This window comes from Actinospica robiniae DSM 44927, assembly GCF_000504285.1.
GTDB classification, from domain to species: Bacteria; Actinomycetota; Actinomycetes; order Streptomycetales; family Catenulisporaceae; genus Actinospica; species Actinospica robiniae.
The window spans coordinates 5,758,881-5,779,460 of record NZ_KI632511.1 but is presented as its reverse complement, the minus strand read 5'-3'; the positions used below and the strand labels follow the sequence as shown (position 1 = coordinate 5,779,460).

17 protein-coding genes are annotated in these 20,580 nt (G+C 69.0%); 13 read left to right on the top strand and 4 right to left on the bottom strand.

All coding sequences use genetic code 11. From position 1 onward, the window contains the following. Positions 1 to 2: 2 nt before the first annotated feature. The 13 genes from ACTRO_RS24490 (at position 3) to ACTRO_RS24435 (ending at position 11,765) form a co-directional block, all read left to right on the top strand. A complete protein-coding gene (locus ACTRO_RS24490; RefSeq protein ID WP_051451323.1) occupies positions 3 to 1,142 on the top strand; it encodes a hypothetical protein in 1,140 nt (379 codons plus the stop codon). A gap of 151 nt (positions 1,143 to 1,293) precedes the next feature. Continuing rightward, complete coding sequence (locus tag ACTRO_RS24485) at positions 1,294 to 1,860, top strand: hypothetical protein (protein WP_157436409.1); 567 nt, start codon at positions 1,294 to 1,296, stop codon at positions 1,858 to 1,860. Continuing rightward, positions 1,848 to 2,753 (top strand): hypothetical protein, encoded by a 906-nt coding sequence (locus ACTRO_RS47455; RefSeq protein ID WP_157436408.1) that lies wholly within the window; start codon positions 1,848 to 1,850, stop codon positions 2,751 to 2,753. Before ACTRO_RS24485 ends, ACTRO_RS47455 begins: the two co-directional genes overlap by 13 nt. Positions 2,754 to 2,942: 189 nt before the next feature. Beyond that, positions 2,943 to 3,614 carry a hypothetical protein gene (locus ACTRO_RS47450; RefSeq protein WP_051451322.1) on the top strand — a complete coding sequence of 224 codons (672 nt, stop codon included), beginning with the start codon at positions 2,943 to 2,945 and terminating at the stop codon, positions 3,612 to 3,614. After that, positions 3,611 to 4,975 (top strand): TadA family conjugal transfer-associated ATPase, encoded by a 1,365-nt coding sequence (locus ACTRO_RS24475; RefSeq protein ID WP_051451321.1) that lies wholly within the window; start codon positions 3,611 to 3,613, stop codon positions 4,973 to 4,975. The genes ACTRO_RS47450 and ACTRO_RS24475 overlap by 4 nt, the downstream gene beginning before the upstream one ends. A gap of 161 nt (positions 4,976 to 5,136) precedes the next feature. Next, a complete protein-coding gene (locus tag ACTRO_RS24470) occupies positions 5,137 to 5,973 on the top strand; it encodes a type II secretion system F family protein (protein ID WP_169739942.1) in 837 nt (278 codons plus the stop codon). After that, the gene (locus ACTRO_RS24465) at positions 5,970 to 6,866 is read left to right on the top strand and encodes a type II secretion system F family protein (protein ID WP_051451319.1); all 897 of its coding nucleotides are present in this window, start codon (positions 5,970 to 5,972) and stop codon (positions 6,864 to 6,866) included. Before ACTRO_RS24470 ends, ACTRO_RS24465 begins: the two co-directional genes overlap by 4 nt. 28 nt (positions 6,867 to 6,894) lie before the next feature. Next, positions 6,895 to 7,140, top strand: coding sequence for a hypothetical protein (locus tag ACTRO_RS24460; RefSeq protein WP_034266593.1), 246 nt, complete (start codon positions 6,895 to 6,897; stop codon positions 7,138 to 7,140). Positions 7,141 to 7,408: 268 nt separating this feature from the next. Then, positions 7,409 to 7,810, top strand: coding sequence for a TadE/TadG family type IV pilus assembly protein (locus ACTRO_RS47445; RefSeq protein ID WP_034266592.1), 402 nt, complete (start codon positions 7,409 to 7,411; stop codon positions 7,808 to 7,810). A 44-nt stretch (positions 7,811 to 7,854) separates the two neighbouring features. Continuing rightward, positions 7,855 to 8,241, top strand: a complete 387-nt coding sequence (locus ACTRO_RS47440) for a TadE/TadG family type IV pilus assembly protein (RefSeq protein ID WP_034266590.1) — start codon at positions 7,855 to 7,857, stop codon at positions 8,239 to 8,241. After that, the gene (locus ACTRO_RS43815; RefSeq protein ID WP_051451318.1) at positions 8,238 to 8,705 is read left to right on the top strand and encodes a hypothetical protein; all 468 of its coding nucleotides are present in this window, start codon (positions 8,238 to 8,240) and stop codon (positions 8,703 to 8,705) included. The genes ACTRO_RS47440 and ACTRO_RS43815 overlap by 4 nt, the downstream gene beginning before the upstream one ends. Beyond that, entirely contained in the window at positions 8,702 to 11,380 is a 2,679-nt protein-coding gene (locus tag ACTRO_RS24440) for a LysM peptidoglycan-binding domain-containing protein (RefSeq protein WP_034266587.1), read from the top strand. The genes ACTRO_RS43815 and ACTRO_RS24440 overlap by 4 nt, the downstream gene beginning before the upstream one ends. Before the next feature lie 202 nt (positions 11,381 to 11,582). Next, positions 11,583 to 11,765, top strand: coding sequence for a hypothetical protein (locus ACTRO_RS24435; RefSeq protein WP_034266586.1), 183 nt, complete (start codon positions 11,583 to 11,585; stop codon positions 11,763 to 11,765). A gap of 185 nt (positions 11,766 to 11,950) precedes the next feature. Here ACTRO_RS24435 and ACTRO_RS24430 read toward each other — a convergent pair whose 3' ends face one another. The 4 genes from ACTRO_RS24430 to ACTRO_RS24415 form a co-directional block, all read right to left on the bottom strand. Then, a complete protein-coding gene (locus tag ACTRO_RS24430; RefSeq protein ID WP_051451317.1) occupies positions 11,951 to 13,225 on the bottom strand; it encodes a hypothetical protein in 1,275 nt (424 codons plus the stop codon). A 67-nt stretch (positions 13,226 to 13,292) separates the two neighbouring features. Beyond that, positions 13,293 to 14,561 (bottom strand): McrC family protein, encoded by a 1,269-nt coding sequence (locus ACTRO_RS24425; protein ID WP_051451316.1) that lies wholly within the window; start codon positions 14,559 to 14,561, stop codon positions 13,293 to 13,295. Beyond that, positions 14,558 to 16,516, bottom strand: coding sequence for a DUF4357 domain-containing protein (locus ACTRO_RS24420; RefSeq protein WP_063628066.1), 1,959 nt, complete (start codon positions 16,514 to 16,516; stop codon positions 14,558 to 14,560). The genes ACTRO_RS24425 and ACTRO_RS24420 overlap by 4 nt, the downstream gene beginning before the upstream one ends. Continuing rightward, positions 16,513 to 20,580, bottom strand: a complete 4,068-nt coding sequence (locus ACTRO_RS24415; protein ID WP_034266584.1) for an Eco57I restriction-modification methylase domain-containing protein — start codon at positions 20,578 to 20,580, stop codon at positions 16,513 to 16,515. The genes ACTRO_RS24420 and ACTRO_RS24415 overlap by 4 nt, the downstream gene beginning before the upstream one ends.

Below are 20,580 nucleotides of genomic sequence, written 5' to 3'. Positions count from 1 at the left end.
CGATGAACTCTGCGATAGCCGGCCGCTTCCCGCTGATGAGCCGGCCGCGTCCACTCGGGCTTCCGCTGCCCGCGCGCATCGCGGCACTCGCCGAGCCGCTCCTCGGCGCCGAAGGCGTGGGCCACCACGAACAGGTGGCCCACGCCAGCTCCGTGATCAATCTCGCGTCCTTGATCGCCTCGGACGTCGGACTGGACGGCCTCGCCTGGGAGATGTGCTGGAAGCACTACGGACTCTTCGCCGGCGCCAGACGGCTGGAGAACCCAGCCACGGCGGTCATGGCGGTACAGCCGCTGATGAACATCGCCAGGCTCCTGACCCGGCACGGAGACGGCCGAGACGCCTACGAAGCCCTGGAACAGCTTTACCAGGCAGCCAAAACGCGCAGCGTCGCCGAGGTCTGCGGCCGGACAGTCGATGTATCCGCGATCATCCGTAGCCCGGAAGGCCACAGAAAGATCGCAGCCGAACTCTGGGCAGCGGTCGTCACCGACGGGATTCGTGCCCTGACCCGGGTCGGCGAATGGGCCGAGGCGGCAAGAGCGGCGGCCGAGCACAAAGGCGTCGGGAAGCTGCTGTGGGAGGGGCGGCAAGCGACGATCCTAGCGCTTCTCGAACGCGGCCTGACCGCCGACGCCGCCGCGATGGTCGAGTCCAGCGAGATCAGCAACGCCCCGCAGAAGGCGGTGGCCTCGGTACTACGTGCGTTCTGCGCCCTGGAAGCAGGAAGCGCCGACACTGCGTTGCTCGAAGGCGCCGTCGCCGAGGCATTGGCCATAGCCGAGCTGCACATGCCGCCGACCGCGGTCTTCCGCACTCACCTCGCCTTGGCGGCCCTGGCACTTGCCGACGTGGCCGACGCGAGGACGGACAAGGTAGCCCGGTTACGAGAAGCGGTGATTGCGACTGCGCACACGGACGCCTACGCAGCACGCGCCGTTGCGTCAGCGCTCGGAGATGAAACCGGCTCACTTCGGCTCGTCGTGGAGAGCTGCGGTCTCGGGCAAGGCTCCATTGCTTCCGAACTGCTGGAGCCCATGATGAATAGCGTGGCGGAAGCCGAGTCACGCCTTCACGATCTCCTGGGCACGAGGGCCTGTTCCGACGTCGCAAGGGCTGACTTTGCCAACAATGCGACATAGCGTGCAGTGAGTCGACGATTCACCAGATCGGGTGGAGACCGACCCGCGAACGGGCGGAATCTGCTGTCCCCCTGTCACACCCCGGCTACCTTACGAGGCTGATGGACGAGGCAAGCCGTCTCGTATGCAGAAGAGGCCTGGGGATGAGCGGATGCGGAGAATCCAGGGCAGAGCCCTGCTTGGCGTGGTTCTGACCGGTGCTCTGGCTGCGTGCAGCGGCACGCCGACAACTCCGGCAGCGGAGAAGAAGGCTGCTCCGACGCGCTCGACGCCAACACTGTCGCCATCCAAGGCGACAGACCCGGCTGCTCAGGCCGCGTTGACCGCGTATCGAGAGATGTGGGCGGACTTCGCCGCCGTGGCGGACAGCGGAAACTACCGGGAGGCGCGCCTCGGTGATCACATGACCGGCAAGCTGTATCTCGACTCGTCACAGAACCTCTTCGTGACCGAGCAAAGGGGGATGGTCGGGAAGGGCGAGCCGAGGCTGCTCCGGCCGACGGTGGTTTCGGAGAACCTGACCGCCCATCCGGCGGTTGTCACCGTCACGGATTGCGTGGATGGTCGTGGCTTCCTCTTCTACTACGCGGCAACAGGAAAGCTGGTGGACGATGTCCCCGGTGGCCTGCAAGGGGACACGACGCAGATGACGCTGGTGGGCACCACCTGGAAGGGCGCCGAAGAACAGCTTGGGCCGGAGGGTTCGTGCACCGCGTGAGCCGCCGTCGGCGTGGCCGCTGCTTCACCGTGCTCGTCTCGGCAGCATGCGTCTTCGGCGCGCCGGGCACGGCTTTGGCCGACAGCGTGACTGGGGCGACCACGAGCTGTCAGACCGACCAGGAGGCCTGCTCGCTGGACGTGCACGAGGCCACTCCTGCGGAAACAAAAACCTCAGTGCACAGGGCTTCGTCCCAACTCACTCCCGAGCAGCAGTTCTACCGCTATCTCGGCATGTGCCGCGTGGACTATCAGGCATCTGGGGCAGATCCGCAGCATCGCGCCGGGTCCGGAGGGTGGTACTCCGCGCCCTGCGTGGGGGCTCTCGGGATTGTGAATCCGTCCGGAAGCCCCTTGATGTGGATCCCGAATGGTTCGGCTGGCGTTGCCGTGACGGCTGTAGCGCAGACGGCCGAGCAGAATTTGAAGCTGCCGAGGCCGTCCATCACCTCCTCACCGGGGCCGGCCGCGGCCACGCCCAAGGTGGTCAACGTGCCGACCTGGGCGTGGATCGGCGATGCCGGCTGGGCGCCGGTGACGGCGACCGCCTCAGTGCCGGGCGTGTCGGTGACGGCGACGGCGTCGCCGCAGTATGTGGTTTGGTCGTGGGGTGATGGTGCGTCGAGTGTGTGCCGGGGGCCGGGCACTGCGTATTTGCCTGGTGTGTCGGATCCGGCCGCGTCGTCCCCAGACTGTGGACACACCTACACGCAGACCTCGAAGCGCGGTCCCGGTCTTCGCTTCCCAGTGTCGGCGACGGTTCACTGGCGGATCGCGTGGCGGGCTACGACGGGGCAGTCCGGTGTGTTTCCGGATATGACGAGCAGTTCGGCGCAGGCGTGGCCGGTGGAGGAGATCGACGCGCTGAACATCCCGGGGAACGAGTCTTCGTAAGCCGTCCGCCTGTGATCGAGGTGAGCGGGCCGCGTCACCAAATCGTGTATATCTCGCGTCGTTGCGCTATGTCTTTAGGCCCGACCTGCACGGCGTCACGCTAGGTTACGGGTCTGTCGGTCAGCCGGCAGTCGTCGTTGCTTTGTAGGCGCTGCTGGTCACGGGTGCTTGGAGTGAGGGGACGCGCTGGTGGCGCTGTCATTCGATCAGGCCAGGGTCAAGGAGCTGTTGTCGCGCAAGCCGGTGCAGTATTCGGTCGGCGGGTTCGCGGCTGTGGCCGGGGTGATGGGCACGTTCGTGCTCGCGCCGTCGCATTCCCACCCGCAGGTTCTGGCCGTGGCCCGACAGCTGCCGCCGGGGGCGGTGCTCACGCGGGCGGACTTGAATCAGGTCGACTCGGCGGAGCCGGGTCGCGGTGCGGTGCCTGCGGACCAGGAAGGCGCGTACATCGGCAGGACATTGAGTTTCGGGCTGCCGGTCGGGGCGTTGCTCGCCCCCGGTGATGTAGGCCGGTTCCCGCCGGCCGGGTTCATGACGGTCTCGTTGCTGCTCAAGCCGGGCCAGTACCCGCAGGATCTCACGCCCGGACAGAAGGTGGGCATCCTGCCGCTCGCCGCGGACGGCTCGGGCGCGCTGGCGGGGCAGCAGGCGCAGACGGCAACCGGTGCCGAGGGCTCGTCCGCGAGTTCGCCGGGTGCTGCGGCGTCCGACGTCGTCCCGGGTGAGCTGCTGTCGTTGTCTTCTGCCGGGAACACGGAGGACGGAGTGGTCGCTGAGTTGCTCGTGCGCGGTGACCAGGCCGCGCAGGTTGCGGCGGCGCCGAGCGCGGCGCTGCTGGGCACGGCCGGTGCGGGCCTGTGAGCGCCACCGATATCGGGTCGGCGCTCGCTCCGGTCCTCGATCGTGAGGGCACGCGGGTGTACCGGCTGGCCGACGCACAGGAGGAGCTGCTCGCCACGCAACTGGCCGAGCACCTGCACACGGTGCTGGGTGAGGAGGCGCGGCGTGCGGGTATGGCTATCCCGCCGCAGCGCCGTGCGGAGCTGGTCGAGGAGATCACGGACAAGGAGCTGCGTACCTACGCCGGCGCCGCCGAGCGCAGCGGTCACGCGGGTCTCTCTCCGGTCGGGGAGGAGCGGATCAGGACGCGGGTGCGCGCGGACGTGCTCGGCTGCGGGCCGCTGCAGCTGCTCCTGGAGGACCAGGACGTGGAGACGATCAACGCGCAGGGCTGCGACACCGTCTTCACGGTCCGCGTCGACGGCGAGCGTCGTCGGGAGCTGGCGATCGCGCCGGACAACGACACGCTGGTCGACCTGATCCGGTCGCTGGCGAACTCCGGCGGGCAGGAGCGCCGTTTCGACCGTGCCGCACCGATCCTCAACGCCCGCCTGCCGGACGGCTCCCGTCTCTCGGCGATCATGGCTCTGTGCGAGCAGCCCTCGTTCTCCATCCGCCGCCATCGGCTCTCGGATACGACGCTCGAGGAGCTGGTCGGCAAGGGGCTGTGCGACGAGGAGCTCGCACGATTCCTCGCGGCGCTGGTGGGTGCCAGGTTCAATCTGCTGATCTCCGGGGGGATGGGTGCGGGTAAGACGACGCTGCTGCGTGCGCTGGCCGCGCAGATTCCGCGGCTTGAGCGCCTGCTCGTGATCGAGGACACGTTCGAGTTGGGGTTGGACAAGCTTCCGCACCGGCACGCGGATGTGATCGCGCTGCAGGCGCGGGAGGCGAATACCGAGGGATACGGCGAGGTGTCGCAGGCCGAATTGCTCAAGGCGTCGTTGCGGATGACGCCGGACCGGGTGATCGTCGGGGAGGTGCGCGGGGAGGAGCTGATCCCGATGTTCAACGCGATGAACCTGGGGTTGGACGGTTCGCTCGCGACGCTGCACGCCTCCTCCTCCGCGGAGGTCTCCGACCGGTTGATCCAGATCGGGCTGCAGACCCGTGAGCGCCTGGAGCCGGCGACGACGATGCGCCTGGCGGCGTCCGCGATCGACTTCATCGTCCAGCTCGGCCGCGCGCTCGATGGCACCCGCATTATCACCTCGGTGCGGGAGGTGTGCGGCAGCAACGGCGATCAGCTGGTCACGGGCGAGGTCTACCGGCCGGGCCCGGACCGTCGCGCGGTCTTCCACATCCGCCCGGAGCATAGGTCGCTGGACCGGATCGCAGAGTGCGGGTACGACCCGCGCACCTGGCGGAAGGTCGTGGCCTGATGAGCCTGACATTCCTTCTGTGTGCCACGGCGGTCGGCGGCGGGCTGGCCGTGATCGTGGTGGCCATGCTGCCGAAACCTCCCGGCCCACAGGAGGTTGAGACCACGACGGCGGGATCGGCGGGCGGTCGATTCCGTACGACTCGGCATCCTGCCAGGGGTGTGAGGGCCGCTGGCGCGCTGGCGCGCCGCGTGCTGCTGTCCGCCGGCACCGGTATCGCGCTGGCCCTGGTCACGTCGTGGCCGGTGCTGCTGCCGATCGGGTTCGCCGGGGCGTTGTTCCTGCCGGAGGTGCTGCGTTCGGACGGCGGCGCATCCGCGAAGATCGACAAGGTGAGCGCGATCGCCGCGCTGACCGAGATGATGCGCGACACGCTCAACGCGGCGGCCGGACTCGGGCAGGCGATCACGGCAGCGGCCCGCAACGCCCCGGACCCGATCGCCGCCGAAGCGCGCGAGCTCGCGGCGGTGATCGAGGACCGCACCGTCCCGATCGACAAGGCGCTGCGCGCTTTCGGCCACAAGCTCGCCGACCCGACCGGCGACCTCGTGGTGATCGCCCTGTCGCACGCGGCGCGCAATAGCGCGCGCGACCTCGCGCCGCTGCTGGCGGACCTCGCGCGCGCGGCCCGCGCGGAAGCTGCGATGCGGGTGCGGATCGGTGTGGCCAGGGCCAGGACCCGCACCGCCGTGCGCGTGATCACCGGGGTGGTGCTCGGCCTCGGCGTGGTGCTCTACGTCTTCGACGCCTCCTTCCTCGCCTTCTTCGGCGCCCCGATCGGGCAGCTCGTCCTGTTGGGCATCAGTGGCCTGTTCGCGGCCGGGTTCGCCTGGCTGGCTCGGCTTTCACGTCCGACCGAGCAGCCCCGGCTGCTGTACTCGGATCCCGACGCCGAACACGACCCTTTCCGGGCGCTGGCGCCGGATCCCGCGGTGCATCTGCCCGGACCGCGCCGGAACACAGCGCACACCTACGCGGGCATGTGGGGCCGGGGATGATCGCCACGTTCGCCTGCGCACTGCTGGTCGGCCTCGGTGTGTTCGTCGTGGCCACCGCCGCGCTCCCGAAACCGGCCGCCGTGAAGCCGCAGGCCGCTCCCTACAGCCCGAGCCACCGGCCCGAGCAGCAGGTCGCCACCGGTCCACGCCCGGGCCCGCTCACCAGGGCCGCCGCCCCGCTCGTGCCCTGGTGCACCCGTCTGGGCCTGCCACGGGAGCCACGCCGACGCGATCTGGCGCTGCTGGAGCGTGAGGCCGCCACACATGTGGCCTCGCAGATCGCCACCGCTCTCGCGCTCGCCGCCATGGGCGCCGGCCTGTTCGCGTTCCTGTGCGCTGACGCCCTGCCCGTCCCGCCCGTCTTCGCCACGGCCATCGTCGGCGTTCCCGCGCTCTACGGGTTCACCGCCCCGAACCAACGCCTCAAGGCCGAGGCCGCTACGCACCGCGACGGCCTGCGCCAGGCCATCGGCAGCTTCCTGACGCTGGCAAGCCTCGCGCTGGCCGGGGGCGGCAACCTCAACGAAGCCCTGGCCACCGCGTCCGAAGCCGGCCAAGGCGCCGCCGCTGCGCAGCTGCGCGGAGCGCTCGCCTACGCGCAGTCCTCCGGGACCCCTGCGTGGGACGCCCTGGCCGAGCTCGGTCGGTGCGCCGAGGTGCCCGAGCTGACGGAGCTGGCCGCAGCCGTCAGCCTGGCCGGGCACGAGGGCGCCCGCCTACGCGCCACGCTCTCGACGAGGTCCGCGGCTATGCACGAGCGCCAGCTCGCCGCCCGCGAGGCCACCGAGATCGCCGCGACCGAGAAGACCGTGCTGCCGACCGCGCTCATGATGCTCGGCTACCTCCTGCTCGTGATCACCCCCGCCGCGGCGACAGCCATGCACGCGCTCTAGCCCACAGCCCGCACACACAAGGAGACCCATGTCCCCGATCCCCGGCGCCCAGGACCTTGTCCTGTCCGTCATCAGCCACGTCCACGGCCGGTACCTGAAGCTGGCTGACTGGGCCGCGCGGTACGCGCAGCCGAGCGAGAGCACGCAGGACGAGGCGGGAAACTACTCGACCGAGATGGTCGTGATCATCGCGGGTATCGTCCTGCTCGCCATCGGGGTGCTGGCCGTGATCACGAAGAAGGTCCTGGACAAAGCGAACTCGATCGACTTCTGATCCACGGAGACACGCACACCCATGCACGCCCGCCCTGGTTGTAGGGATCCATCGAACATGTCGACTCGACGGCCTACTTGTCCACCGGGTGGCCAGTCCACGCTCTGTGCTCGCTTGGTTGTCCACTAGGGCGCTGTGACCTGGCATCTGGCCACTCAGGCAGGGTCATGGCATGGGACCACGAAGAGTTGGATACGAACAGCGCTCGCAGGGCCCGACATGCCTCGACGCATGGACGACTTCGCCCGCGCGCGAGAGGACAAGTCCAGTGGAAACCTACAACGACGCCACCGCCGCGTCCCTCGGGGACGAGTCCGGCTCCGTCAGCGTCGAGCTCACGCTCCTGGCCGGGCTGCTCGCGGTCCTCGCGCTCGGCCTCGTGCAGCTCGCCTTCCTGGGCTACGCCCGCGAGGCCGCCGGGTACGCCGCCCACGACAGCCTGGATGCGGCCACCGCCTACGGCGGCAGCCTCGCCGTGGCCCACGACCTCGGCGAGCAGATGCTCGGACAGCTCACCGGAACCCTGCATCATCCCCAGGTCACCGTCCGCCGACAAGGGCACGAGGCCGTGGTGACCGTGACCGGCCAGAGCACCCCGCTGCTCGGCATCGCAGAGACGATCACCGTCACCGACACCGGGCCCATCCAGGAGTTCGGGGCCGCCGGATGATTCAGAACCCTGCGCCCGAGACGCGTTGCCCGCAGGACGGGTCGTTGAGCGTCGAGACCGTCATCGTGATCCCGCTCGTCGTGCTCCTGCTGCTGTTCGTCGTCGGCGCCGCCCGCGCCGTGCACGCCAGGGACCTGATCGACCAGGCCGCTGACCAAGCGGCCCTCGCCGCAGCCCTGGGCACCGACACCGGCAACGGGGCGCAGTCCCGCGCCCAGGACGCCGCCCGCGCGATCCTCGCCGGCTCCTACGACTGCACCGACCCGCACGTCACCCTCACCCAGAACCGCGCGGCCGACTCCGTCACCGCCGCCGTGAACTGCACCGTCCCCCTCCACGACCTGCTCACGGCCGGATTCCCCGGACACGAAACCGTGAGCGCCGCCGAAACCGCACCGCGCAACCTCTACGCACCCGGAGGCGCCCCGTGACTCAGAACCCAGACCCGGCCCTGGTGCACGAGGAGCACGAACGCGGCTCCGCGAGCGTCTACTTCCTGCTCGCCGCGACCGCCATCATCGCCGCCACCGGGCTGCTGGTCGACGGCGGCGAAACCCTCGCCGCCCGAGCCCAAGCCATCGACCAGGCCGAACAAGCCGCCCGCGCGGGAATCGAGCAACTCCAACTCGACCAGTTACGCGACGGCCGCCTCATCCCCGCCTCGGCCCGCGCGATCGACACCGCGGAAAACTTCCTGCGCGCACACGGCGACACCGGCACTGCCAGCCTCCACGGACACACGCTCACCGTCACCGCCAGACGCACCATCCCCGCCCGCATCCTGCAAGCCTTCGGGCTCCGCGGCTTCACCGCCACCGGCACGGGCGTGGCCACACTCGTCGCCGGCATCGCCACGCCGGGCGATACGGGCCGCAACCAGGGAACCCGTCCATGACGGCCCCACCGCGCGCACCGCAGCCCGTGCCGAAGCGCCCCGGCCCGCTGCGGCGGGCCGAACCGTTCATCGTGCTCTACATCGCCCTCGCCGCCATCCCCGTCGGCCTGTGGCGCGCCGCAGAAAACCCCCTCACAGCGACCCTCCCGTACCTCAACCTCAACCAGGCCGAACTGTTCTGGAACACGCTCCAGGCCGACCCGTCCGCCGACGCGCCCGAGTTCGCCCTCGCCGCCATCGACCTGGCGTGGATCATCTGGGCGCCCTTCGCCCTCGCCGCCGCCCTGCAACTGCTCGTCACCGTCTTCCACATCCCACGCACCGCCATCCCGCACATCCTGTTGCGCCTGACCCCGACCACGGTCGTGAGCGTCATGGTCACGGGCACGGCGGCCGCAGCCCAAGCCCCCGCCGGGGCGGTCCACGCCACGACCCTCCCACACCACCACCTGCGCCACGGGTATGAACGGGGCGATCGCGGGATGCGCGGGCACAGCGCCCTGGAGGCGCAGGTCCGAAAGGCGATCGCGCACTGCGAACACCAGCGGCACCACGGGGGCGCCGGCGCGCACACCGTCCAAGAAGGCGAGACCCTGTGGGCCATTGCTAAGGACGCATACGGCGAAGGCCAGGACTGGCCAGAGATTTACGACGCCAACCTCGGGCGCACCGAGCAAGGTGGCGACGTCCTGGCCAACCCCGAGCTCATCCAGCCCGGCTGGACGCTGACCGTTCCCCGCACGGGCGTCACGATGCCGCCGCCCCATACAACCCGTGCGACCCCCGCGCCGCCCCGCCCCACCACCGGCTCCGACGGTCCGGCCGCCACCGCCGCGACGTCGGCCACACCGCGCCCCGTCGCGCCCGAAACCCCCACCCCGGCCGCCACCGGCCACCGCCCCGTCCCGTCCGCCGGAGCCCGCCGCGTGCCGCCCGACACCGCGACAGCCGCAAACCGCGCGAACCGCCCCCCGAACCCGGCCCACGGCCCGCGCGCACACGCCCCGTGGACCACCGGCCTCGACCTCCCGGACGGCGGTTACATCGGCATCACCCTCCTGATGGCCGCAGCCGGCGCGACGCTCACCCTGCGCCGCCTCGCCCGCCGCACCGGCCACGACCCGCAGATGCCCAGGTCCGTCGAGCAGCTCACCGTCATCGCCACCCGGGCCGAGATGGCCGCGACAGGCGACTGGGACCCCGAACTCGAAACCGAACCCAACCCGCCCCCGCTGCTGCGGCCACGCCCCGAACACCTCGTCTTCGGCACGGCCCCCACCGGCTCCGACGAGGCGATCCTCGAGCCCGAACACCACCCCCTGACCGTCTACACCGGCCCCAGCGCACACGACGCAGCCGCCGCCCTCGCCCTCAGCGCCCTGGCCTCCCAGCCCCCGCACCGCCTCGTCACCACCGAAACCCTCGCCCACCAGCTCATCGGCGCCGCTATGGACCCGCACGACCCCGACTGGCTCGTCCTGCTTCCGGACACCGCCGCCGCCCTGAACGCCGCCGCCGACCGCGCCGGGAACGCCGAGGGCGCGCGAACCCTCGTCATCGCCGATGCCCAGTCAGCCACCACCTTCCAGATCAGCGCCGCACTCGCCGCCGACAGAGGACACAACGGTCTCGCCATCCTGCTCATCGGCGACCCGGGTCACCTCGCCGCCCACCCCTTGACCAGCATCATGATCGACGACGAAGGCCGTCCATCCAAGGTCACGGGCCCGCGGGCCGCCGCCTTCGCCGGCACACGCTTCCACACCGTGCCCCGCCCGATGGCCGCAGACCTCTACACCACCCTGCGCCACGACCGCGCTGCCAGGACCGCACAGCGCATCCCCGCCCAGACCCACGGGGAACACCACGCCCGACTCGCAGACCAGCACCCCGAGTCCGACCCCGCCGACGACGAACGCCACCAGGACGCCACCGCCCCGCCCGCAGCGCCCGAGGAAGCCGAGCCGGATCCGCCCGCGACTCCGCTGACAGGCACCTCCACCTCGGCGAGCGCCGTCCGCCGCACCCCGCCGACCGGCAGCCCGGCGACGCCGGCCCCGCTGCGTGCCCCGATTCTGCTGCGCATCCTCGGCCCGCTGGTCTTCGAGAACACCTCCGGCCAGACAAGGCCCGGCCCCGGCGGGCGCAACGCCCAACTGCTCACCTACCTCGCCCTCCACCCACGCGGCCGCACTCTCCAGCAGATCACCACCGCGATCTGGAACAACGGCGGCCCCGGCGGCCCCAACCGCACCCTCGTACGCCTCCGACAAGAGCTCCACACCGTCATCACCGAACTCGCCCCCGACCACATCCCAGAGGACGGCGAAGACGTCCAGTCGGTCATCCGCGAACCACACGGCACCTACCACCTCAACCACCGGCTGATCCGCACCGACCACGCCGACTTCACCCAACTCGAAACCGAAGCCCGCACCGAGCACAACCCCGCCCGCCGCACCGAGCTGGCCGCCCAAGCCCTCGCACACGTACGCGGCGACCTCGCCGAAGGCGTCTCCGACCTCGACCAGACATGGCTCCTCGATGAACGCACCGACCTCGACGACCGAACCGCCTCGCTCGCAACCATCAGCCAGTCATCCGACCTGACCGTGGAGGCGACGCCACGAACAACGCCGACTACCTCCACGGCGGCGACAACGGTCAGTCAGTAAACCGACGCATCAGACCACCCCCGCGTCCGCGGGGAGCACAGTGCCCGACCAGCCTCGTTTTCCTGGCGCGGAGAGGAAACGCTTCAGATCGCTAGGGTCGGGCATTAACGGCATCACTCGCTCATTCTGCTCGCTCATTCTGCTCTAGTGGCGAGTGGAATTCGACGACGATCTACGCGGAACCGGGCGTGGGAGTGAACCCGTGAAATGGGAGGACCAGATCCCGGACGTCGAGCGTGAGCGCTGGGCCGTCCTGTGGGCGTACAGCGTTGAAGCGTACAACGACTTCGAGGCGGATGCTCTGACGCCCCGCGAAATGGTGCGCACCCCGAACGATGAACCTGCCCGCACGAGAAACACGATGGGTGTGGCTCGGGCTGAGTGAGCGTCGCTTCGCCTACCAGGCGCATTCCGCAATCGCGTACCTGACCTGCGTCGAAATCATCGCTGCCCTCGCAGGTCAGGGGCAGTCACTCGATCCGATCTACACCCTTGTCCGTTTTTACCGGCGGGGTGCCGGGTGGCTTTGAGCGGTGCGGTATCGCTGGCATTATGCTGTGCCGGTTCGGCTCACGGCGTGAACGCGTGCGGGCTGATGCGCCATCCGTGTTCGGGGTCGCCGTCGCAGGTCAACACCCCTGCTTCAGCCAGCCGTGCGACCGCCGCGTTGATCACTTCGGGTGTGAGCCCGGTGACCTTGCCGATGCCGGTCACTGTGATGTACCTGTATGAGACTATTCCCGGCCGAGGCTGGTCCGGTTGGTCGGGTCCTGCCACAGGGACCACGGCCGCGAACACCCGCATTGCGCTCGCGTCGGACAGGGCTGAGACGATTGCCCGGTCCGCTTTGCATCGCGTGCTCGTACGCGGCATCGGCGGTGCGGACTCCGCGACGCGCGCCGAACGCGCGGCCCGCGCGCGGCCGGGCTGCGCCGCTACCGCCACGACCGGGGCGACCGGGGCGACCGCGGGCAGGACGAGGTCCTCTGCTGGGCGTGCCCGCAGGACGGCCGCACCAAGCGTGTTGACGCGCACCGCGACAAGGCCGTCATAGCGGGAGAGGTATCCGTAGTCCTCGGCGCCCCACAGGTGGCGGAAATCGTTGCGCGCGTCTTCGGGATCGCGGTAGGCGACATCGAGCAGCCCGAGCGTGGCGGCGTACTCGAACATCACGCATAACGCGTAGCGGCCTTCGAGCACCTCCCAGCTCCCGAATCCGTCATAGCCCATCGAGCCGTACTGCGCGTCCTCCAGGTACAGGTTCCACGCCGCCCGCTCGTTGCGGGCGATCTTGAGTTCCGGATGTCGTCGAAGCCCGCGGAACGCCGCGTCGGTCTCGATCCACTCGCCCATCGGAAGGTCGGCGAGCCCGAGCGCGACGCCGGTGCGCCGTTTCAGCGGGGCGGTGAGGGTGGCCGCCTTGCGCTGGCCTTTGATCGCCTCGACCCTGGAGAACTCGTCGATCAGTGCCTTGGCCTGCCACTTGCCCCACAGGCCCGCCAGGGCCGGGTACGTCGGGGCGGCCATAACGGCCCGGCCGCGGGTGGTCGGGTCCAGGCGGGTGCCGTTCATCTGAGCGAGACCGCCGGCCTGGATCAGCAGGGGCCACGCGAACGCGGCGATCGGCCCGAGGCTCTCATCGCGGTAAAAGTCGCCGCCTTGCAGCACTCGCGCGACCGCTTCCACGCTCGCCGCGGTCGGACGCCTGGTCTTCTCGCTGCACTTGATCTGGCCACGGCCTGCCAGGTCCAGCACGGCGACCAGGTTCGACAATGCCGCGTGCGAGGTCTCGCGAACCTCAGTGTCGTCGCTCCAGCCGGGGAGAAGGTGGTCGGTATCCGTCACGAGGAACGACTTTAGCGACGCCTGAGCCCGCGGCGCACGGGATCATCCGCGTGTGCGCATCCTCGGTTCAACTGGTGACGAGGCTTTTCTCCGACAGCCGACCGGCTGATCCTTCGCAGTGGCGGGCGATTGAGGCGAGTTGGGCGAGGATGGCGTCGGGGGGCTGTTGCAGGTCGAGAGCGTGTTGGTGGATGCGGATGCCGGCGCGGCGCACCACGTGGTCGGCGTGCGCGGCGTTGCCCTTCGCGTAGACGAGGTGGCCTTCGGGCAGACCGAGGACGGTGCAGTAGGCGAGCAGCTGGTAGAGGTCCGCGCCGGGGAACCCCTCGGGCTTTTCCGCCTTGTACTTCGCGTCGATGACCGCGAGGGGACGGTGTGCCGCGTCGTACCAGACCAGGTCCGGTTTCAGCAGCACGGTGTCGGCCTCGTCGAGGTGGTGGCGGGCCTGGAGCTTCACCGCGCCCGCGGAACCGGCCGCGTCGACGGTGAGCTGTTCCCGGATCGCGACGGTGACGAAGTCCTCGAAGATCTTGGCCATGTCGAACAGGAAGCCGTTCACGCGCACCGCGCCGAGATCGTGCTCGACCGATCCGCCGCGCAGGATGATCTCGGCGAGACGCAGCGCCGGAACGTATCGGGCGTTGAGCCTGTTCGGGGACCACGAGGGCGGTTGCGTGCCGCGCACCAGCGGCGAGGTGTCCAGGAGGCGGGCGCGCTGGTGAAGCAGCCGGCGTCGGACCGGGGCCGGGACACCGGGCAGGCGCAGCAGCCGGTTGGCGGCGGCGCGCAGGATCCGGTTCTCGGGGATGTCGGTGGTGAATTCGTCGTACTCGATCTCCACGGGCAGTGCGGCCCCGAAGCGTCGGCGTAGCTGCTCGGTCTCGCGCAGCCGGCCGCGCACGACCCACGCGCTCTCCTCGGTGCGTCGATACCCCTGGAGCAGCCCCTGTCGCAGGGCGCGGTCGGCCTGCCGTTCGAACGCGTGCGCGAGCGCGGGCAGCAGATCGGGGTGCTCTGCCAGTTCGATCTGGTCCTCGCGCCAGCCTCTCGGGTTCAATGCGTACCCGAGGAGGAAGAACAGGCGGCTGATCGAGACCTTCGGGACGATCCGTACCGTCACCGCGTGCGCCGTGTGTTCAGTGGCGCCTGGTGTGGCGGCGGTCGCCACCACGGTGGCCGAACCGACGAACCGGTCCGCGGACAGCCGCCAGATCCCTGGGAGAAATGGATCGGGGGACGCCTTGACGATCCCCGACGCGGCGAGAGCACGCCCAGTCGCGTCGTCGAGGCGCAGCTCGACCGGCTGGGCGTGCTCGCGCAGTTCGATGACCGTCAACGCGAGGCTTCCGGATCGTCGTCATCCGGTGCGGCCAGCAGCGCTGCCGCGTCCCGCTCAAGCGGGGAGGAGGATTCGGCGGCATCGACGGCCGCCGATGCCGTGGACGCGGATATCGCCCGGCGCAGCGCGGCGAGCCCGTACCGGCGGTCGATGCCGATGCCTTCGCCGTAGTGGTGTTCTTCCAGCAGCGGCAGGATCTTCGTGCGCCAGGTGCGTTCCAGGCCGCCGTCCCGGTATACGCCGGGCTTCATGAGGTAGGACGGTCCGATCTTGAAGTCGGGGTCGTCGATGCGCGCGTTGAGCGCGTCGAGGAGTAGGGCGGGCTCGGGCTCCCTACCTTTGCGGGCCAGCCACCGGTGAAGCAAACCCTTGGTGGGTTCTTCGGCCGGGGAGAGTTCGATGAAGGCGAAGCGGCGCCGCATCGCGGTGTCCACGAGCGCGATCGACCGGTCGGCGGTATTCATGGTTCCGATGATGAACAGGTTCGGGGGCAGGCCGAAGTCATCGCCGGAGTAGGTGAGGCGGACGGTGCGCTTGCGGTATTCGAGCAGGAAGTAAAGCTCGCCGAAGACCTTCGCGAGGTTCGCGCGGTTGAGCTCGTCGATGATCAGGAAGTGCGGGATGTGCCGGTTGCCTTCGCGCGCGGCGAGTTCGGCGAGCTCGCGCAGCGGGCCGGCGGTGATGCGGAAGGCGACGTTGCCGGTCTTCGGATCCTCGCGCGGCCGGAAGCCCTCGAAGAAGTCCTCGTAGGAGTAGGACGGGTGAAACTGCACGAGCTTGACCCGCTGCGGGTCGCGGCCGGAGAGGTACTCGGCCAGGTGCTGCGCAAGGTACGTCTTACCGGTGCCCGGCGGGCCGTACAGGACGATCTGCTTGTCGTCCCACAGGAGATCGCGCACTTCCTGGAGCCAGTCGCGCGGGATGAGCAGCTCGTCGGCGAGTTCGGCATCCGGCTCCGGCAGGCGCAGCTCGCGGCGCGCGATCTCGACGCTCTCAAGCGTCGGGTCGTCCTGCTTCTGCTCGTCGATCTCCTGGTCGGACACGCCGAGACCGCGTATCAGGGCCGCGACCTTGGCGAGGTTGACGACGTCTCGCTGCACGGAGAGCAGCTGCTGTAGTTCGTCCGGCAGTTCGGTGTAGTCGAAGGATTCGGTGGACCATTCGACCGTGCGGCGCAGGTTTGACAGCCCGTTGGACGACTCGACCTGCTCCGGCTCCCCGACAATGCTCCCGAGTCGCAGTTCGCCGCCGGAGAGCGTGACGATCTGGTCGTCCGGGTGCATCAGGGTGACGAAGGCGTGGAGGTCTTCGGCGAGCTGTTCGCGGACGCTGTAGGTCTCGGCGTCCGCGTAGTCCTCGTCGACGATGCGCCGGATCTGGTCGAGGCTGAGCGCCGGTGCGGGCTCGTCGGGGGCGAGCAGCTGTCGCAGCCGGGTCGCGGGCAGCGAAACGACGCCTTCTGGGAGCCAGAATCGCTGCACGAGATCGACGCCGTGCACGCTCGATCCACGTACCAACCAGGCCCCGGCGACTCCGGGCGCTCGCCGGCCGATGAACTCGCCGAGCGAACGGCCGTCCTGCGTCTTCCACTCCCGCAGCCCGTTCGCCGACGAGCCGGTCAGAATCTCGACGCCTTGGGACGGGGAGCTGCACTCCACGTCACGTGTCAGCTCCAGCCAGCCGGGCCAGTGATCGGACTGCTTGAACGCACCGTCCGCTATCAGCCGGTCCCGCAGACGGCTGGAACTGACCATGTGCACCTTGAAGGAGGGCACCTCCTCGGCGCGTGCGGGTGAGCCGGCGAACACGACGAAGCGCCCGGCTCGCCCGCCCACCGGACGATCCATGAGGCGACCGCGTCCGGTCGGCCCGTTGCCGGGCAGTTTGACGAAGAAGTCGGGCAGGGCGTCGAGGCTTGGTCCTTCGAACACTGAGTCTGGCGCGCCGTTCATGACTGTGCTCCCGAGTCGCGGGCCGGATGCCGAGGGCCGAAGCCGGGGGCGGGATCGAGGAGAGTGCGATAGGTGGAGCCGGAGCCGTTGGCGGCGGCCATCGCGTCGTAGATCGCGAGGATCTGGTCCTTGGTGCGGTAGGTGCCGTGCGCGGCGATGTCCTTGCGCTTGACGATCGGGAACGTCTCCATGATGTAGTCGACGTCATCGCGGTCGATGCCGTAGAGGTGGAAGAAGAGCGCGTCGAGCTCGGCCCGGAGCAGGAAGCGGCGGTCCTCGTCCCAGTGGAAGGGAGCACCGGAGTCGCCGAGGTCGCGGGCGAAGGGCTCCATGTCGCAGGCGGTGTAGGTGAGCTCGATGACGCGGGGGGTGATGAAGGCGGCGTGCGGGTCGAGCGCTTCGGGAATCAGCACCGGAAGCTGCGTCACATAGCCGTACGTCAGGTGTACTCCACTGATCTTCTGCCTGGACACGTAGTCGAGCACGAAGGATGCTAAGAGCGCGTTCAATGACCCGATTTTGCTGTAGTCCCTCATTAGCATAAGCGGGAACGGGTGCCCGATGGCGGCGATTGGCAGCACGGAGTTGACCATCGTGCGCTCGTCAGTGGCGCGGCAAATGTCGCGCCAGCCGAGGAGCCAGCCGCGGTCCCAGTGCTTATCCGCGAGCTGTTTCGTGACCTCCGCCTCGGCGACCCAGTAGCGCGGGATTGGCACCCGAGACGGATCGTTCTTCTCGTCCAAATCGAGGCGAGGAAGTTCTGTATCTTGGCTGCCCGGAGCTCGCTTATCGTACGAGCTGAGCCGATGGTCGAAATGGTGGATTAGCTTGGCTTCATAGAGCGGAAGCATCTGCGCTCCGGCGCGGAAGAAGCGGTTGCCACTCAGGTTCCAGCCATCGCGCTCCAGCTGCTCTTGGGTTCGGAACAGTCCGGAGTCGTTCGACATGTGGAACATAGTCATGAACGAGATGCCCCACGGGTTGCCGTTCTTCTCGGCCTCATTGATGAGGACGGGGACTCGGCGGTAGATGCCGAGTGTGATGTCCGCGTCGCGCCGGGTCTGGAACAGCGCCGTGGTGCCGGTATTTGGGTTGACGAGCAAGAGGTCTCTCAGCGAAATCTGAATCCGCTCGCCACGGGGTGGGAGCTCGTCCGGATGTTTCGCCAGGGTCCAGAACTCCGCCTGCTCGACGTGTTCTGCATCGCCAGTGACAACGACGAGCGAGAAGCGATAGCGGCGGTTTCCGATATCGGTCCACATTCGCGGATTTGTCACAAAGTCAAGCAAGGAGTCTAGCGTGGCTGCTTCAACGATGCTTCTGAAGAACGGCGCGGTTGTCGCGTCGGTTGCGATGCCCGTCGGGATGATGATGCCGAGGCGGCCGCGCGCCGATACCAGGGATCGTGCAGTCTCAGCGAAGACCGCGTACGTGTTGATGTCGCCGCGGCCAGTGAGCGGGTAGCGCTGGCTGACGCGCAGGAAGTGGCTTTCGCCTTCGGATCGGCGTTTGGCGGCGGCGAACTCGTCGGCGAGCTCGGGATGGTCTTGAGGCAGTTTGGCGATCAGCTTCTTGCGCGCGGCAGCATTCGGCGCCTTGGCGATCTCCTCGTCTCGTTGGGCGAAGAACTCCTGCTCCTGCAGCTTGATCCGCTCCCACGGCGGGTTTCCGAGCACGCAGCTGAAGCCGCCGGACCAGCCGGTCCGCTCGTCGATGTCGGCGGAGCCGCCTTCGCCCTCCGGAACGCGGAAGACCTCGGGGAACTCCAGGTGCCAGTGGAAGAACTCGTATTCCTTCGCGATCCGCGCGATCTCCTCGTGCGTCTCGAGCGCGATGCCCGCGCCGGTCGGAGTGTCGAGGGCCTTGAGGGCCGCTTCGGTCACGGCCTGCGGCGCGTCCTTCGTCTTCACCCACACGAACGCCGCGCACCACGCGTCCGCGACGTGCCTGCGCTTGCGGTAGTCCTCGGACTGCTCCCATGCGTGGAACGCGGCTTCCTGCCGGTGCACGTCGGCGAGTGCGTCCGCCTTCGTGCCGGTGATCTTCTCGACGTTGCGCGCGAACTCGAGGTTGCCGACCTTTATCCCCGGTGCGAGGTCGAACAGGGAGTCCTGTCCGCCGCGCTCCTTCTCGTTCTGCTTGCGCAGCGCTGCCGCCCACTTCTTGTCGTCGCCCTCGATCGGCTTGAACGCGTCGTCGGGGATGCCGTCCGCGAGCAGCTTCGGTGTCGTTCCGAGCAGCGCGTTGCCCTGCTTGACGTGCGCGTCGAGGAAGCCGAGGGGTTTGCCCGGTTCCAGCGCCTCGAGCCACAGCGAGACTTTCGCGAGCTCGACCGCCATGGGGTTGAGGTCGACTCCGTAGACGCACTTGGCCACCACGTCCCGCATCGCCGTGCGTACCGCGTCCAGCGTGGGCTCGGGGTTGCCTTCGCGCACGGCGGCGAGCCGTTTCGCGATCCTTCTGGCCGCCGCGACGAGGAAGTGCCCCGACCCGCACGCGGGGTCACAGACCTTGATGTTGAGCAGCATCGTCTCCAGCGTCTGCTCGGGTGTCATCCCCGACTTGTACGCGCCGATGCCGACCTGGCCGTTCAGCCTGTCCAGTACGGGATCGAGTGCGGAGTCGAGCAGGCAGTCGATGAGCGAGGTCGGTGTGTAGTACGAGCCGGTGGTCTTGCGCTCGTTGCCGGCCAGTTCGATCAGTTGGAAGCTGCGGTCGGCCGGGTCGTACTTGGGCACGAGTTCCAGCAGGGACTCGTAGATCGAGCCGAGCTCTTCCGCTCCGAGGTGCCGGTAGTCGATGACGCGGTTGCGCTTGGCCTTCGGGTCGTACACGACCGACAGCGCCCGTACCGCGCCGAGCAGCGCCTCGTTCGACAGTGTGGCGCCGTCGAGGACCGCGTCGGCGTCGTTGTGCTCGAAGATGCCGCCGAGTCCGGGCAGGCCGAGCGGCGGGAATCCCTGCTCGTCGCGCAGGTGGTCGAGGACCTGTCGGAGTGTCTCCCAGCGGTCGCCGTGGCTCGTTCCCACGCTGCGGCGTGCTGTCTCGCGCAAGCGTGATGTGGAGAAGTAGCGTTCGTAGCGTTCGCGCGCCTTCGCGTCCGCGTCCGCCGGGATGAGCACGTCGCGGTCCTCGGCCACGAACAGGAACAGCATCCGGTAGACGAGCCTGAGCAGCGCCTTCTTCAGCTGGTCCGGGTCGATGTCCTCGCGCAGCGGCGTGTTCCGCGCGTGCTGCGTGAACCCTGTGCCCAGGCTGGTGATCGCGCGCTGTACGCCGTCGCGTAGCTGCTCGAGTGCGCGGGTGCCGGAGTCGATGGCGTCGGTGCGCCATTTCTCCAGTCGGCAGGTCGTCGGCGCGGCGCCGGGTTCGACCTCGAACCGCGAGACGTGCAGCAGCCTGTACAGGAGCACGAACTCGGAGAAGAGTTCTCCGTCGAAGATGGCTTCGAGGTCGAATTCCACGTATGAGGCGCCGACCAGTGAGGCCGAGTCGCGCAGGAGTCTGAGCTGTCGTCCGTTGGAGAGCACGGCCCACAGGTGGGCGTCGGCGCGGTTGAGCAGTTCCTGCACGAGCGACTGCGGCGGGGTGCCGGCCGCGCGTGGCGTGTTCGGTTTGCGGTCCAGGTCCGCGTCCCAGGGGACGAGGTGGATCGGCACGTGTGCCCAGGTGTGGGTGATCGGGAAGGTCTTCGTCTCGTCGTCGCACGCGATGCCGGTCGCGGGCACCGGTTGCAGCCGCCCGAAGCCGAGTTCGGCGAACAGGGGCTCGAGCCAGTTACTGGCGGCCAGTCCGGTCGGGTCGGGGGGGACTGTGCCTGGCGTGGCATCGGCGGGGGCGGCTTGGGGCAGCTTCTCGCGCAGGACGCGCCAGGCGCCCTTGAGGTAGTCCCAGTGGCGTTCGGCCTCGTCGCGCACCGAGCCGCCGCCGACGATCCCGTAGTCGGTCGGGGTCGAGCCGGTGACGTCCTTGCCTTCGCTGATTCGCACGAGCATGTCGGCGGGCAGGAGCGAGCCGACGGTCTGGACGGCGGAGAAGACCTGGTTGCGTGCGGTCGATGACAT

Coding starts and splice junctions, on each gene's coding strand:
- ACTRO_RS24420 (WP_063628066.1), bottom strand. CDS start 16,516: ATGAACGGCGCGCCAGACTCAGTGTTCGAAGGACCAAGCCTCGACGCC.
- ACTRO_RS24465 (WP_051451319.1), top strand. CDS start 5,970: ATGATCGCCACGTTCGCCTGCGCACTGCTGGTCGGCCTCGGTGTGTTC.
- ACTRO_RS24440 (WP_034266587.1), top strand. CDS start 8,702: ATGACGGCCCCACCGCGCGCACCGCAGCCCGTGCCGAAGCGCCCCGGC.
- ACTRO_RS24460 (WP_034266593.1), top strand. CDS start 6,895: ATGTCCCCGATCCCCGGCGCCCAGGACCTTGTCCTGTCCGTCATCAGC.
- ACTRO_RS24490 (WP_051451323.1), top strand. CDS start 3: ATGAACTCTGCGATAGCCGGCCGCTTCCCGCTGATGAGCCGGCCGCGT.
- ACTRO_RS24415 (WP_034266584.1), bottom strand. CDS start 20,580: ATGTCATCGACCGCACGCAACCAGGTCTTCTCCGCCGTCCAGACCGTC.
- ACTRO_RS24485 (WP_157436409.1), top strand. CDS start 1,294: ATGCGGAGAATCCAGGGCAGAGCCCTGCTTGGCGTGGTTCTGACCGGT.